Origin of the sequence: Maribacter dokdonensis DSW-8, from assembly GCF_001447995.1 — a bacterium.
Lineage (GTDB): Bacteria > Bacteroidota > Bacteroidia > Flavobacteriales > Flavobacteriaceae > Maribacter > Maribacter dokdonensis.
Genome location: NZ_LDPE01000005.1, coordinates 125206 through 139812, shown reverse-complemented (window position 1 = coordinate 139812; position 14607 = coordinate 125206). Strand labels below are relative to the sequence as shown.

Genomic DNA, 14607 nt, shown 5'->3' with positions numbered 1-14607 from the left:
GGGGAGAATTATCCCTTCTCCCCATTCAATTCTTTCATAATCTCGGCAAACATACGGTATGATTTTATGCGGTCTTTACCGTCATAAATATTGGTAACCGCAATAAGTTCGTCTACTTGGGTATCGGCAATAAACTGTTGCACTTGTTTTTTAACGGTTTCTTTGCTACCAATAAAGGAATACTTCAACATTTGCTGTACAGACGGATTTTTACTCAATTCACGTAAATCAGGAGTCATGGGTACCGGTGGTTGCATATAGCCCCTTTTTCCTGTCAACAAACCAATGATCATTTTATAAAGGGATGTTGAAATGCGTTCCGCTTCTTCATCTGTATCCGCAATGATAATATTTACGCCGGTCATGGTATACGGTTTCTCCAAAACCTTAGAAGGCTGAAACTCTTGATGGTAAATTTGCAAGGCATTCATTAAATGATTCGTTGCAAAGTGACTCGCAAATGCATATGGCAATCCTTTTTTGGCGGCTAAGTGTGCACTATCCGTGCTTGAACCCAAAATGTATAAAGGTACCTCTACCCCTTCTGCCAAGGTAACACGCACTTTTGCATCTGCATTTTCAGTAGAGAAATAGCGCTGAATTTTTTCCACTTCTAAAGGAAAAGACTGTGCCGCTTGGAAAAAATCTGACCGTATGGCTTGGGCGGTTAATTGATCGGTTCCGGGTGCACGCCCCAAACCTAGGTCTATTCTATTTGGGTACAGTATTCCTAAAGTTCCAAACTGCTCTGCAATTATCAATGGGGAATGATTTGGTAGCATTATACCACCTGACCCCACTCTTATAGTTTTTGTTCCTTCGGCAATGTAGCCCATTAATACAGACGTGGCGCTACTACCAATAGCTATAGAATTATGATGCTCTGCCAACCAAAATCGGTTGTACCCCACTTCTTCCGCAGCTTGTGCCAATGCCAAAGAGTGGTCAAAAGTATCTTTTAACGTTGTACCCTCTGATACAATGGCCAAATCCAATATAGAATATTTAATATTTTTCATTCAAATAATTTCATTAATACATTTAAAAGTATCTATATGTTTTATCAAAAAAACTACAGTTGCTTCAGTCGTAACATGTAATTATCCCAAACTTCATGATTTAAGGAATAGTGATAATTACGTCCTATTTTATGCTGATTGATGAGTTCTGCCTCAACCAACCTTTTTATATGATGACTGATGGAAGGTTGACTTAAATCCAGCAGGTTACACGCTTTGGTGCATTCAACCTTGCCTTGATTTTTCTGCATATACTGCAGTATTTTTAAACGATTTACATCACTTAATGCTTTAGATATTTTCTCCACTTGTTTTAGCTCCATGATGATATATTATATAGATACATGTAAATATATAGATAAATATTGACACTAAACTTTTATTGTGATTATCTTAAAAATGATTAACTTGACTTTAGGAATAATACTACAACCAACAGATGACTAAAATTACCAAAACACCCCATATTGTTTTCTGGATTCTGATTCCCATAATACTACTCACAGGATTTCTAAAACCTGATAAAACATTCTACTTTAATATTCATGACACCTATTATGTACTGGGGTTGATCAATTTAGCGGTACTAATCTCTATTATATTTGCAATTATAGGTTTTGGATACTGGGTCGTAATTAAACTGAACAGAAGGTTAGTAAATTGGCTGACCATAATTCATTTAATAATTACCGTTATTGGCTTCTGCTTAATTTTATTCATTCCATTTTTCTTATCAGATTCAAATCAAGATTTTGGTTCTCATTTAACCGTGACTTTATGTACACTTGCGGCAGTCTGTGTGCAATTACTATACCTCATAAATATTATAACTGCCTTCATTAGAAAAATTAATTAGTTTTTTAATAAATCAGGGTTATAATACAACATGTTAACATTGTGCCAAACCTTAACATTTGTATTGGTTTTTTGATAAATAATCTAACTTTGTTGCCTTAAAATTAAGGCAACTGACCACCAATGAACCTTACCATAGAAAACATACTTCTTGTAGGCTCTATATTACTGTTTATCAGCATTATAGTCGGTAAAACTTCGTACAAATTCGGGGTACCTACATTGATTCTTTTCTTGGCTATAGGTATGCTTGCCGGATCTGATGGTATTGGCGGTATTCAGTTTGATGATCCTAAGCTTGCCCAATTTATTGGTATTGTCTCTCTTAACTTTATATTGTTTTCTGGTGGTTTAGATACCAATTGGAACGCTGTAAAACCTATTTTAAAAGAGGGACTTGTGCTATCTACCCTAGGGGTTTTGCTCACAGCGGTCACCCTTGGAACTTTCGTCTATTATATTACCGATTTTACCATATACGAAAGCATGTTGTTGGGCTCTATTGTATCTTCTACAGATGCCGCAGCGGTTTTCTCCATTTTACGTTCTAAAAATTTAGCTTTAAAAAGTAATCTAAGACCCACGTTAGAGCTTGAAAGTGGTAGTAACGACCCCATGGCTTATGTGCTTACTCTTGCTTTTTTGACCTTGGTCATTAATCAAGACCTGAGCGTTCTCTCTATCATTCCCTTGTTTTTACAACAAATGATATTGGGCGGCATTGGCGGTTTTGTATTTGGAAAGCTCAGTGAAATTATCATAAACAAAATTAAATTAGGCTTTGAAGGTTTGTACCCTGTACTGGTCATTGCCTTAATGTTCATAACCTTTTCCGCTACAGACGCTGTTGGCGGTAATGGCTTCTTGGCTATTTACATTTGTGCCGTGTATTTAGGCAATCAAGATTTAATACATAAGTCAACCATTTTAAAAATGTTCGATGGTATGGCTTGGCTAATGCAGATCGTATTGTTCTTGACCTTAGGCCTACTCGTTTTCCCTTCTCAGATTTTACCTTATTTAGGTATTGGTCTGCTTATATCGGTATTCTTAATTCTTGTGGCAAGGCCTGTAAGTGTTTTATTAAGCCTTATGTTCTTTAAAATGAAACTAGGGAGACGTTTCTATATCTCATGGGTGGGCTTACGTGGTGCAGTGCCTATCGTATTTGCAACTTATCCCCTATTGGCAGGCATTGATAAGGCCAATATTATATTTAGTATCGTATTCTTTATATCGGTTTCATCGGTTTTAATCCAAGGTACTACCCTATCTATTTTTGCCAAATGGCTTAATGTTGCTTTACCGGAGGAAGTAAAACCTATTGCAGAAAATGATAGATACATTCTTAATCTACCTAAATCCGCTATGGAAGAAGTTACGGTTGCTCCCAACAGTTTTGCTGTAGAAAAACGAATTATCGATTTACATTTTCCCAGGTCGGCTTTTATTGTCATGATAAAGAGAAATGGTAAATTTGTACGTCCGGGCGGTGCTACGGTGATTGAAGCAAATGATATTTTGGTTTTACTTCTAGATAATGAAGAAAGCTTAAAAGAAGTTAATGAAATACTGGACCAAGTAGTTATAGCGTAAAATGCAAAGTTTTAACAACATAGTAAAAGTTCTACTCCTCGTTACAATTTATTGTTTCGGGCTGGTTAACTCTGCAGATGCCTTAACTAACTTTAACCAAACACCATTAAGCGAAAATAGCGAGCAAAAAAGCTATTTTACAGCGTCCACCAAACTTTTATCTCCACATGCTCAGCAAACTGAAGTTTCGGTTTCAGATGTTGCCGAAGTTGTTTCGCCTAATTACAAGCTTCCGTTTACTGGCTTTACCGCTAGCCTTAACGGTATTGATTTTGCCTCTATTTCTAGATATAGGCAATATATTCTTTATGCCAAAACGCTATTGATCAAGTTTAGAAAAACTGATCTTATTTATCCTTTCCATAATTTCTGGTAGACCTCTTCATATAGGCTATCAATTTGATAGCTAAACAACTAGGTCTTATGATGTATCACTTTACATCATACAATAATCAGTATTAAAAAATTAAAATTTACAACATGGAATTTGGAGTAACTGCTATTGGTTTAGCATCTGTTGCACTATGTGCAATGCCTTTTGTTTTAACGAACAGAAACAGAAAAATAAAAGAAAAAAAAATGATGTCATCTTTAAACGACATCGCAACTACACATCATTGTAGACTAACGGAATATGAAATTTTTGGTCACTATGCTATAGGTATGGACACTGAAAAGAAATTTGTATTCTTTGTCTCAAAAAATGGCGAAGAATTACATGAACAGTATGCCGATTTAGCCACTATTAAAACTACTGAAATTGCGAACATTGGTAAATCCTTTGCAAGAAAAGAGAAAATTACAGAGCGATTGCTGCTGCAACTTTTCCCAAAAAACACCAATGCACCAGATGTAGTTTTTGAATTTTATGATGTTGAAGTCAACTACCAACTGAGTGGAGAATTTCAGTCTATAGAAAAATGGAACAAAGCGATTAAAAACTTGCTCAAAAGCAATTAGTATATATCAAAAAAGTTCTTTTTAATTATAAAAGCGAATAGAAAATCTTATAAAAAAGGTTAACTATTCGCTTTTGCTTTTGAGATGATTACCAAGTACTTTAGTTCTCTGAATTGTTATAAAGCAAGCATTATGAAATTATTTGATATAGAGGTTGACCACAAGAAAAACCTACTTCCACGTGACGGAACGGTACATTACTTTGGTAAAATATTAAATGAGGAAGACGCTATACACTACCTAAATGTCTTGTTGAACAAAATAGAATGGAAGAATGATGAAGCCATCATCTTTGGCAAAAAGATCATAACGAAACGAAAAGTAGCATGGTATGGCGAAAAACCATATCAATATACCTACTCTAAAACCACTAAACTAGCCCTACCATGGACTACAGAGTTGCTTGAATTAAAATCTAAAGTAGAGCAAGAAAGTGGCGAAACCTTTAACTCTTGCCTATTAAACCTATATCATGATGGCAGCGAGGGCATGGCGTGGCATAGTGATGGAGAAAAAGACCTGAAAAAAAATGGCGCAATAGCTTCAGTCAGTTTTGGATCGGAGCGAAAATTTGCATTTAAACACAAAGAAACGAAAGAAAAGGTTGAACTCGTTTTAGAGCACGGTAGCCTTTTAATTATGAAAGATGCAACACAGACCCACTGGTTACATAGATTGCCACCCACTACAAAAAGTAAAACGCCAAGAGTAAACCTCACATTTAGAACCATCATTGAAAAATAATTTTACCGCTACAGACCTTATGCATTTTTAAGCCGCTACAGCTTTACATCATCTTTTTACTTTAATTTTGCCCCATGATTAGAAATGTACAGCTAAGGTTAACTTTAAAGGAAGAAGCAACCCCAAACGGATTACAAATTCGTACAGCGCAATATCTTGGACTCGAAGAAGGGTCGTTTACCCTTAAAGTCTTACGTAAATCCATTGATGCTCGTAAACCTAAAATTGTATTCAATTACAAATTGGCGGTATACATTAATGAACCTGCACCAAACGATACATTGCATTTTGAATATAAAGATGTATCAAATGCCAAACCCATACATATTGTAGGATTTGGACCTGCAGGTATGTGGGCGGCATTACGTTGTTTAGAAATGGGTTACAAGCCTATTGTTTTGGAACGTGGAAACAATGTAAAAGATAGAAGACGAGATTTAAAAGCCATTAATCAAGACCATCAGGTAAACCCTGAGAGTAATTACTGTTTTGGTGAAGGTGGCGCAGGTACGTATTCTGACGGAAAACTATACACCCGTAGTCTTAAACGTGGCGATGTACGTCGCATATTCGAAAGTTTGGTATTTCATGGTGCAACAGACCAAATATTGGTAGATGCACATCCGCATATAGGAACCAATAAACTCCCAAAAATTGTACAGAATATTCGTGAAGTTATACAGCAGCACGGTGGTGAATTACATTTTAATACCAAGGTGACCGATTTTGTTATCAAGGACAATACATTAAAAGCCATTGTTTTAAATGACAATAATGAAATGGCCGTGGATCGCGTAATATTGGCTACGGGACATTCCGCTCGTGACATTTTTGACTTATTACATAAAAAAGATATTGCGCTACAAGCAAAATCATTTGCCATGGGCGTGCGTGTAGAGCATCCGCAACATATTATAGACAGTATTCAATACCACTGCTCTGGTGACCGAAGCGAATTGTTACCTGCAGCTTCTTATAGTTTAGTGGAACAAGTGAAGGAACGTGGCGTGTATTCGTTCTGTATGTGCCCTGGCGGATTCATTGTGCCTGCTGCCACTTCCCCTGGCGAGGTGGTTGTAAACGGCATGTCACCATCAAAACGAAATAACCTATATGCCAATTCCGGTATCGTAGTGGAAATTAATGTGGATAAAGATATTCCTAAATATGAGAAATTCGGGGCTTTGAAAGGATTGGAATATCAAAAGAATTTAGAGCGACTGGCATTCACTTCTGGCGGAAGAACGCAAACTGCCCCAGCTCAGCGATTGACCGATTTTGTGGAAGGAAACTTATCCGTAGATCTTAATCCTACCTCGTACCAACCCGGATTAAACTCCGCTCCCCTACACTCCCTGTTACCTAAACTTATTGGTAGTAGATTGCGACAAGGCTTTAAAGCTTTTGGTGATAAAATGCATGGTTATTACACGGCCGAAGCAAATATTGTGGGCGTGGAATCCAGAACCTCATCACCTGTGAGCATCCCTAGAAACGAAAAACTGGAACACCCAGTAATCAAAGGACTTTTCCCATGTGGTGAAGGTGGTGGCTATGCCGGTGGAATTGTTTCTGCAGCAATGGATGGCGAAAGATGTGCCGAAGCTGCTATGGCAGGGTTGTAAGTTTAAGTGCAAGATTCAAGTTCAAGTTCAAGTTCAAAATGAGTTGTTGGTTGTTAGTTGTTAGTTGTTAGTTGTTAGTTGTTAGTTGTTAGTTGTTAGAAACTATAAAATTTAGCTTTGCTAAATAGATTTGATTAGGAACTAATCAAAAAAAGTCTATTTTCTTTATTCTATTTTCTTACTTCCAACTACTTTATACTTTATACTTTATACTTTATACTTTATACTTCTTACTTAATACTTAATACCAACTACTGTAATTACGCCATTTTAGGCTTGTTAGCTTTAGTGATAAAATTCAAATCTCTTTTAATTCTTGAATTTTTGAATTTGTATAAACGAGCAACCTCAGTAGTAGATTCCGTTTTAACTTCATTTGTAGTTTCCGTAACAATGCTCATTTCAATAGTTTCAACTTTAACCTCTGAAGTTGTGTTTTGAGCTTGAGCATTAAAGCTTAAAAAGATGATGAAGATGATAGTTGCTAATGTTTTCATGACTTGCGTTTTGTTACAATTATAAAACGCCGTAGACCTTGTTTTACTAGGTGATGAATCGCTGAAAAACACCGTATTCTCGTTACTTGACAAAGATTCGGATTAAGTGTAAAATCTCGTCGATTAACGACATTGCCCCTATTTTCACCTTACCGATTTTTAGTGTCTTTAATCGACAATCGATGTTTTAAATACAAGCGCAATCTCAAAAATCAAATTCAAAATAAGTTGTTAGTTGTTAGTTGTTAGTTGTTAGTTGTTAGAAACTATAAAATTTAGCTTTACTTAATACGATTGATTAGGAACTAATCAAAAAAAGTCTATTCTCCTTATTCTATATTCTTACTTCCAACTACTTTATACTTCTTACTTAATACTTAATACCTAATACTTCTTACTTTGTACTTTAACCCCACTTTACAATTCCTTCCACATTAAAGCGTACCTTTGCAGCTTATTAAAATTTTATGACATTTAAAGAACTCGGCTTAGCCGAACCTATCCTTAAGGCATTAGAGGCTGAAGGATATACTCACCCTACTCCAATTCAAGAACAATCCATACCCATATTACTGAAAGGCAAAGATTTATTGGGCGTTGCACAAACGGGAACCGGTAAAACGGCTGCATTTGGTATTCCTATCCTACATCAATTATATGAAGGTATAAGCCTTAGCCAGAATAAAAGAAAAATTAAGGCGCTGATAGTAACACCTACCCGTGAACTTGCCATTCAAATAGCCGAAAGTTTTACGGCGTACGGAAAATACACAGGCCTACGTAATACCGTTATTTTTGGCGGAGTAAAACAGGGTAAACAAGTAAACGCCCTTAGAGGAGGCGTTGATATATTAATTGCTACTCCCGGTCGCTTATTAGACCTAATGAACCAAGGTTTTATTTCTTTTAGAGATTTAGAACACGTAGTACTTGATGAAGCTGACCAAATGCTGGACATGGGCTTTATTCATGATATTAAGAAAATCATAGCAAAATTGCCTCCTAAACGACAGTCATTATTCTTTTCGGCAACTATGCCAAAAGACATTGTTGAGCTTTCTAGAAAAATGTTGGGCGATTTTGAACGCGTTACCATTAAGCCAGAACAAGCTACAGCAGAGAAAGTTGAACAAGGGGTATATTTTGTTAGCAAGCCTAACAAACCAAAACTGCTTATCCATATCATTAAAGAGAACCCTGAGAGTACCCTTATTGTTTTCTCCAGAACTAAGCATGGTGCCAATAAAATTGTCAAGAAATTAGACCAAGCAGGTATACGTTCTGCAGCCATACACGGTAATAAATCGCAAACTGCAAGACAAAAGGCACTAAGCGCTTTTAAAGAGGGAGATCTTAAGGTATTGGTTGCAACCGATATTGCCGCAAGGGGTATTGATGTAGAAGACCTTTCATTGGTCGTTAATTATGATTTACCAAACGTATCCGAAACGTATGTTCACCGTATAGGCAGAACAGGTAGGGCAAATGCAAGTGGTACGGCACTATCTTTTTGTGACAAAGAAGAAAGACCCTACTTACGTGATATCGAGAAATTAATAAAACAATCTGTACCTCGCATGCCAGAGCATCAATTCGTAGATGAAGACACTCCGCAAGATACGGACAGTCAACCGGCACAACAACAAAGAAAACAAGGCAACTCCCGTAATAAAAACAAAAACAGAAACAGGCCTGGTGGTAACAACTTTAGAGGTAAGAATAATAGGAATTCGAGCAGACCTAAAAAACGAACAGATTCTAGCAGAAGCGAATAGCTTCTGTTAATAATTCATTTTATCTTTAGCATAAAAATTTTATCGTCTTTATGAAAAAGCAAATGGTAATTTACGGCAGTGGCCGCCATACCGTACCTTTCTTAAACTACATTGCCAAAGCTACTGGCAAGGAAAAACCGAATATGTGTTTTATTCCTACAGCTAGTGGTGAAGACGCTCAGTATATTGCTTCTTTCTATGAGGTGTGCTCACAGATAGATGTTACCCCACATGTACTTTCGGTCTGGATTAATTCTTACGACCAAAAAGAATCGTTCGATGAGATCATCTCCCGGATGGATGCCATAATCGTTGGTGGTGGAAATACGTTGAACATGCTCGCCATTTGGAAAGCGCAAGGCATTGATGTTGCCCTTAAAAAAGCTTATGACAACGGCGTAGTTATGGGTGGTGGCAGCGCTGGTTCTTTATGCTGGTTTAATGGCGGTACTACAGATTCTAGACCAAAAGAATTAAGTATTGTTGGCGGCATGTCATTTATAGACAAGAGCCACTGCCCGCATTACAATTCTGAAACTTCACGAAGACCTTTATACTTTGAAAACATAAAGACCGGCAAACTATCCGATGGTTATGCCTGCGACGACCGTTCCGCTATTCATTTTATTGATGGTGAAGTTCATACTTCAGTCTCATTGAACAATGAAAACCATTCGTACTACGTATATTTAAAAGATGGTGAAATTGTAGAAGAACTGATACCGAGTACTGTTATTACATAACTTCAATCTATAACTATATTTTATGTGCTAATATCCTTATTAAGGATTCTAGTTCATCTCTTGCATCTAAATTCTTAATAAAACACTCTTAAAGTAAAAGTTATTACGTACTTTAAGGGTGTAAAATTCCCCTTTATTTTTCTGATTCACAATATGTTGCTCATCGCCCCCTGATGTGTAGCCTTATTTGTCTTGTGTTTAATTCAAAAAATTAAATACGAGGATGAAGTTGTAATCAGTGCTATTTTTTTAAACCAACCACCAATTGTGCATGAAATTAGCTTTAAAAAGGGAAAATCAAGTCATTGAAATCAATACCAAATGGCTACTTGGTTACATAAATGTCTACCAAACAACCCATACTTACATTTTCAATGATGACACTTGTTTTAATGGTACTTCTGTCAATAAGTTATCTTTAATTATCTCTTCAACCTCCAATTTCTTTAGAACCATTTTTGAACTAGGTTCAACTAATAACTTAAAAATTAATGATTAAACAATCCCTCCTATTCATCACGCTATTTTTCTCTATGCTAATTACGGCAAGTGGGCAAGAAAACCCGGTAGATAAAAATGGATTGGCACTAGATACCATTATACATTTTACGAAAGCAGATGTAGATCCACTATTTGGTTTAACGTTGAAAAATAGAGAAGGTTGGATTTTTAAATCGGGCAATGAAAAAGATTTATCTCCTGTAGAGATTGATTTAGCTGGCTGGGAACGATTAAGTCCTTCTGAGATAACTAATGATATGGTAGATAGTTCTGGAAAATTTGAAGGATGGTTCAGATTGCAGTTTACTATTGATAGTGCTATAGCAAAGCTTCCTCTCTATTTAGATAAAGAAGATCATGCTGCTGAGGATATTTATTTAAATGGAAAGTTGTTCCGCCAATTTGGCGAAAAAGGGAACGATAGAGCCTCATTTAAAGAACACATTCAAGATTTTGAAATAAGAACCCCAATATTTTTAGAACCTGATACAGTACATACATTAACGATACATTATGTTGACTATAGCACTTATGGAAACATAACCAAAGCTCTAGTGGGTTCAACCAGAATTGTATCCAACGCGTATTTTGACTATATGAGTTTATTGAGTTTTAAAGCTTTATTTGACTTGATCAGCTCTTTTATATTCTCAATTCTTTTCTGGCTTCTCTATATTCTAATTAGAGATGAAAAGGAGTTATTAATTATAGCTCTTTTTTGCACTGTAATGTTACTAGAAACCATTGCATCGGCATTCTTTGGTGGAGATAGTTTATTTTTCACCCTACCTTCTAACATCATGATTACATTAGATTATGTAAGTAATATTTTATTTTTCTTCTTCCCTATATTATGTCTTTTATTGGGCTATAGGATGTTATATGGAAACCTTAAAAAATGGTTGATTCTATTCTGTATAATAGCATCTTTAGCAATGTATTTCAGTTCTTATTCCTACCTAATTACGGTAATAGGGATTGCCATATTTTTACTCATTTTCGCATTAAAATCCAGAAAAAAAGTAATATCTGTCAGGGTAGTCATGTTTAGTTTATTTTTATCATTTACTACTTCTTATCTAGGACTTATATATAGATGGCTCGCTTCTGGTGATCATCTTAGTTTAAGATTAGTTTCTGTAAACAGTGACTTAATCGGTAAGGGAATTTTTTATTTTGGAATGTTGGCATTTGTCGCATATCGCATGAGAGAGAAAAATGAGGATATGCGTAAAAATGCAATGGAACTTGTAAAGGTCGAAGCTGAAAAGAGTGCGCTTATTGCTTCTCAAAATGAAAAGTTAGAATTAAAAGTAAAAGAAAGAACATCAGAATTAAATCAATCCTTAGATGAATTAAAAACCACCCAATCTCAACTCATCCAATCTGAAAAAATGGCGAGTCTTGGAGAGTTAACTGCTGGTATTGCCCATGAAATTCAAAACCCCTTAAACTTCGTCAATAATTTCTCTGAAGTAAGCAGCGAACTTGTTGATGAAATGAACGAGGAATTGGATAAAGGAGATTTTGAAGAAGTGAAGGCTATTTCGTTGGATATCAAACAAAACCTTGAAAAAATAAACCATCACGGCAAACGTGCAGACAATATTGTAAAAGGTATGTTACAACATTCTAGAAGTAGTAATGGCACAAAAGAACTTACGGATATAAATGCCCTTGCCGATGAGTATTTGCGCTTGGCCTATCATGGTCTGCGAGCAAAGGATAAATCTTTTAATGCAGAACTCATAACCGATTTTGACGAGAGCATTGGAAAAGTAAATATTGTACCACAAGACATGGGGAGGGTAATTCTCAATTTGATTACCAATGCCTTTTATGCGGTAAATGAAAAAGCTAATTCTGACATTGAAGGTTATAAACCTACCGTAAAAATTACCTCAAAGCGAACTCCCCTCCTTGGAGGGGTTGGGGGAGGGTCTCAAAGTGTACAAATTTCTATTTCCGATAACGGTAATGGCATTCCGAAGGAAATTGTAGAGAAAATATTCCAACCCTTTTTCACCACCAAACCTACCGGGCAGGGTACCGGCTTGGGTTTAAGTATGAGTTACGATATTATTACTAAGGGGCATAGTGGTGAATTGCTGGTAACAACACAACAAGGTGAAGGAACCACTTTTAAAATCATTTTTCCTATAATTTAAATGATAATGAAACATATATTATACATTATTGGCTTTCTACTTTCGTTGACAGTTTTTAGTCAAGAGGACAAAGTGTTAGTCATTACAGATAGTACTGTTGCTGATAACTGGATGATTCTTGGAATGGATTGGCGTTATCAAAAAGGAGATAATAAATTATGGGCAAATCCAGAATTTGATGATTCTACCTGGAATAAATTCTCTAGTAATAACTTAAATCTGCTTGATGGAAAAAACGTAATTGCAGATAGGGGCGAAATTGTATGGTTGCGTAAACGTATTATGGCAGACCAGTCATTAAATGATGCACTGGTTTTAAATATCTTTCAAGAAGGAGCTTCAGAAATTTATTTAGATGGCAAACTAATTCACCAATTGGGCAGTGTAAGCTCTAATAAGGATGAAGTTATCTACCATAACCCATTTAGCCAAGTGCTTCATTTACCTTTAGAGATAGGCAAGGAACAAATTTTAGCTGTACGTTTTGTCAATGCGCAATACAAATACCCTATCTACTATCATAACGGACTAATTAGAATTTATATATCGTCTTTGCGTAATGCCAATTCAACTGATGTGGTAAAGAATAAACGTGTAGCTTTTTTTCAACAATATGTCAATAGTTATTATATCTCACTTGGTCTTGCTATTCTAATGTTTATTATTTTCCTATCGTTTTTTATTTTCTTTCCTAAAGAGAAAATTAACGGTTATTTTGCTGCCTCTTTATTATTCTTAATTCTATTTACATTAGGAGTATTGTCGTTCTATCATAATACTGGCACTTATTTTTGGCTAACTTTTTATTATGACACTTGCATTCTTATTTCAAGCCTTATTCTTTTGTTCTGTTTTTACAAAATATTAGCACAGCCTATAGACCTTGTTTTTAAAGCTATTAGTTTTTTATGTTTTTTAACTATAGGTTGTTACTTTTTATATGATCCTGAGCAGTTGGGGCCAATCTGGTCAATTTTCCTTTATGCTGGTATTATACGTTTAAGTTTAAAATCTTGGAACAAAAATAAAGTTGCCAGCTTTTTATTTTTAAGTTCTAGTTGTATTAACCTGGCCTTTTGGATTTTAATGATATGTTGGTATATGGGTTTAGTAGACCAGCGGATAGATAAATTTATTCCTTTTTCTTTTATGCTCGTTCCTGTTGTTTTAGCTATCTATTTAGGTTACGCATTTGGAAAGCGCAGTCAAGATTTAAGATTAAATTTAAATCGTGTCCAAGAATTATCCAAAGAAAAAGAATCCATTTTATCTCAACAAAAAAATACTTTAGAGCAACAAGTTAAGGAGCGCACAGCAGCACTTAATCAATCTTTAGAAGAATTAAAAACCACCCAATCTCAACTCATCCAATCTGAAAAAATGGCGAGCCTTGGTGAACTCACTGCCGGCATTGCCCATGAAATTCAGAATCCGTTAAACTTCGTCAATAATTTCTCTGAGGTAAGCAACGAACTTGTTGATGAAATGAACGAGGAATTGGATAAAGGAGATCTTGAAGAAGTGAAGGCTATTTCATTGGATATCAAACAAAACCTAGAAAAAATAAACCATCACGGCAAACGTGCGGACAATATTGTAAAAGGTATGTTACAACATTCTAGAAGCAATAGCGGCACAAAAGAACCAACTGATATCAATGCCCTTGCTGATGAGTATTTGCGCTTAGCCTATCATGGTCTGCGAGCAAAGGATAAATCATTTAATGCAGAACTCATTACCGATTTTGACGAGAGCATTGGAAAAGTAAATATTGTACCACAGGACATGGGGCGGGTAATTCTTAATTTGATTACCAACGCGTTTTATGCGGTAAACGAGAAAAAACAAAGAGATGTTAGTTTTAAGCCCATAGTTGCTGTCAGTACCAAAAAGTCTGATGAACATATCACTATTAGTGTTTCTGATAATGGTGATGGTATTCCTGAAAAAGTCAAAGAGAAAATATTCCAGCCCTTTTTCACCACCAAACCTACCGGTCAAGGTACCGGCTTGGGGTTAAGCATGAGTTATGATATTGTGACAAAAGGACATGATGGAAAGTTAAAAGTGGAAACAACAAAAAATAAGGGAACCACATTTATTATAGAATTACCAAACTAGACC

General features: G+C 35.8%; 14 protein-coding genes. 11 read left to right on the top strand and 3 right to left on the bottom strand.

Annotated features, from left to right (window positions below; all coding sequences use genetic code 11):
• Positions 1 to 8 precede the first annotated feature (8 nt).
• Both I600_RS16375 and I600_RS16370 read right to left on the bottom strand, forming a co-directional pair.
• Positions 9 to 1019: an LLM class flavin-dependent oxidoreductase gene (locus tag I600_RS16375; protein WP_058105638.1), complete on the bottom strand. Its 1011-nt coding sequence runs from the start codon at positions 1017 to 1019 to the stop codon at positions 9 to 11.
• Between the two features lie 53 nt (positions 1020 to 1072).
• On the bottom strand, positions 1073 to 1342 hold the full coding sequence (locus I600_RS16370; RefSeq protein ID WP_058105637.1) for an ArsR/SmtB family transcription factor: 270 nt from the start codon (positions 1340 to 1342) through the stop codon (positions 1073 to 1075).
• Between the two features lie 116 nt (positions 1343 to 1458).
• On the opposite strand from I600_RS16370, the gene I600_RS16365 reads away from it, so the two are divergent.
• The 6 genes from I600_RS16365 to I600_RS16340 all read left to right on the top strand — a co-directional run bounded on the left by I600_RS16365 (position 1459) and on the right by I600_RS16340 (position 6799).
• Positions 1459 to 1875, top strand: coding sequence for a hypothetical protein (locus tag I600_RS16365; protein ID WP_058105636.1), 417 nt, complete (start codon positions 1459 to 1461; stop codon positions 1873 to 1875).
• A gap of 122 nt (positions 1876 to 1997) precedes the next feature.
• Positions 1998 to 3470, top strand: a complete 1473-nt coding sequence (locus I600_RS16360; protein ID WP_058105635.1) for a potassium/proton antiporter — start codon at positions 1998 to 2000, stop codon at positions 3468 to 3470.
• Position 3471: 1 nt separating this feature from the next.
• Complete coding sequence (locus tag I600_RS16355) at positions 3472 to 3846, top strand: hypothetical protein (protein WP_058105634.1); 375 nt, start codon at positions 3472 to 3474, stop codon at positions 3844 to 3846.
• 104 nt (positions 3847 to 3950) lie between these two features.
• Positions 3951 to 4430 carry a hypothetical protein gene (locus I600_RS16350; protein WP_058105633.1) on the top strand — a complete coding sequence of 160 codons (480 nt, stop codon included), beginning with the start codon at positions 3951 to 3953 and terminating at the stop codon, positions 4428 to 4430.
• 132 nt (positions 4431 to 4562) lie between these two features.
• Positions 4563 to 5174 (top strand): alpha-ketoglutarate-dependent dioxygenase AlkB family protein, encoded by a 612-nt coding sequence (locus tag I600_RS16345; RefSeq protein ID WP_058105664.1) that lies wholly within the window; start codon positions 4563 to 4565, stop codon positions 5172 to 5174.
• A gap of 74 nt (positions 5175 to 5248) precedes the next feature.
• Positions 5249 to 6799, top strand: a complete 1551-nt coding sequence (locus I600_RS16340; protein WP_058105632.1) for an NAD(P)/FAD-dependent oxidoreductase — start codon at positions 5249 to 5251, stop codon at positions 6797 to 6799.
• A gap of 260 nt (positions 6800 to 7059) precedes the next feature.
• Here the strand turns inward: I600_RS16340 and I600_RS16335 are convergent, their stop codons facing one another.
• Complete coding sequence (locus I600_RS16335; RefSeq protein WP_058105631.1) at positions 7060 to 7296, bottom strand: hypothetical protein; 237 nt, start codon at positions 7294 to 7296, stop codon at positions 7060 to 7062.
• 467 nt (positions 7297 to 7763) lie between these two features.
• Between I600_RS16335 and I600_RS16330 the strand changes: the two genes are divergently transcribed.
• From I600_RS16330 to I600_RS19505, 5 genes are all read left to right on the top strand, one after another.
• Positions 7764 to 9071 carry a DEAD/DEAH box helicase gene (locus tag I600_RS16330; protein WP_058105630.1) on the top strand — a complete coding sequence of 436 codons (1308 nt, stop codon included), beginning with the start codon at positions 7764 to 7766 and terminating at the stop codon, positions 9069 to 9071.
• Between the two features lie 50 nt (positions 9072 to 9121).
• Positions 9122 to 9814 carry a Type 1 glutamine amidotransferase-like domain-containing protein gene (locus I600_RS16325; RefSeq protein ID WP_058105629.1) on the top strand — a complete coding sequence of 231 codons (693 nt, stop codon included), beginning with the start codon at positions 9122 to 9124 and terminating at the stop codon, positions 9812 to 9814.
• Between the two features lie 271 nt (positions 9815 to 10085).
• Positions 10086 to 10313: a hypothetical protein gene (locus I600_RS16320; RefSeq protein ID WP_058105628.1), complete on the top strand. Its 228-nt coding sequence runs from the start codon at positions 10086 to 10088 to the stop codon at positions 10311 to 10313.
• Positions 10306 to 12483 (top strand): ATP-binding protein, encoded by a 2178-nt coding sequence (locus tag I600_RS19510; protein ID WP_058105627.1) that lies wholly within the window; start codon positions 10306 to 10308, stop codon positions 12481 to 12483. Before I600_RS16320 ends, I600_RS19510 begins: the two co-directional genes overlap by 8 nt.
• A gap of 6 nt (positions 12484 to 12489) precedes the next feature.
• Positions 12490 to 14604, top strand: a complete 2115-nt coding sequence (locus I600_RS19505; RefSeq protein WP_245188906.1) for a sensor histidine kinase — start codon at positions 12490 to 12492, stop codon at positions 14602 to 14604.
• Positions 14605 to 14607: the final 3 nt, after the last annotated feature.

Bases quoted from the DNA above. Each gene is read 5' to 3' on its own strand.
- I600_RS16330 (WP_058105630.1), top strand. From the start codon at position 7,764: ATGACATTTAAAGAACTCGGCTTAGCCGAACCTATCCTTAAGGCATTA.
- I600_RS16350 (WP_058105633.1), top strand. From the start codon at position 3,951: ATGGAATTTGGAGTAACTGCTATTGGTTTAGCATCTGTTGCACTATGT.
- I600_RS16340 (WP_058105632.1), top strand. From the start codon at position 5,249: ATGATTAGAAATGTACAGCTAAGGTTAACTTTAAAGGAAGAAGCAACC.
- I600_RS16375 (WP_058105638.1), bottom strand. From the start codon at position 1,019: ATGAAAAATATTAAATATTCTATATTGGATTTGGCCATTGTATCAGAG.
- I600_RS16335 (WP_058105631.1), bottom strand. From the start codon at position 7,296: ATGAAAACATTAGCAACTATCATCTTCATCATCTTTTTAAGCTTTAAT.
- I600_RS16325 (WP_058105629.1), top strand. From the start codon at position 9,122: ATGAAAAAGCAAATGGTAATTTACGGCAGTGGCCGCCATACCGTACCT.
- I600_RS19505 (WP_245188906.1), top strand. From the start codon at position 12,490: ATGAAACATATATTATACATTATTGGCTTTCTACTTTCGTTGACAGTT.
- I600_RS16345 (WP_058105664.1), top strand. From the start codon at position 4,563: ATGAAATTATTTGATATAGAGGTTGACCACAAGAAAAACCTACTTCCA.
- I600_RS16370 (WP_058105637.1), bottom strand. From the start codon at position 1,342: ATGGAGCTAAAACAAGTGGAGAAAATATCTAAAGCATTAAGTGATGTA.
- I600_RS16360 (WP_058105635.1), top strand. From the start codon at position 1,998: ATGAACCTTACCATAGAAAACATACTTCTTGTAGGCTCTATATTACTG.
- I600_RS16365 (WP_058105636.1), top strand. From the start codon at position 1,459: ATGACTAAAATTACCAAAACACCCCATATTGTTTTCTGGATTCTGATT.
- I600_RS16320 (WP_058105628.1), top strand. From the start codon at position 10,086: ATGAAATTAGCTTTAAAAAGGGAAAATCAAGTCATTGAAATCAATACC.
- I600_RS16355 (WP_058105634.1), top strand. From the start codon at position 3,472: ATGCAAAGTTTTAACAACATAGTAAAAGTTCTACTCCTCGTTACAATT.
- I600_RS19510 (WP_058105627.1), top strand. From the start codon at position 10,306: ATGATTAAACAATCCCTCCTATTCATCACGCTATTTTTCTCTATGCTA.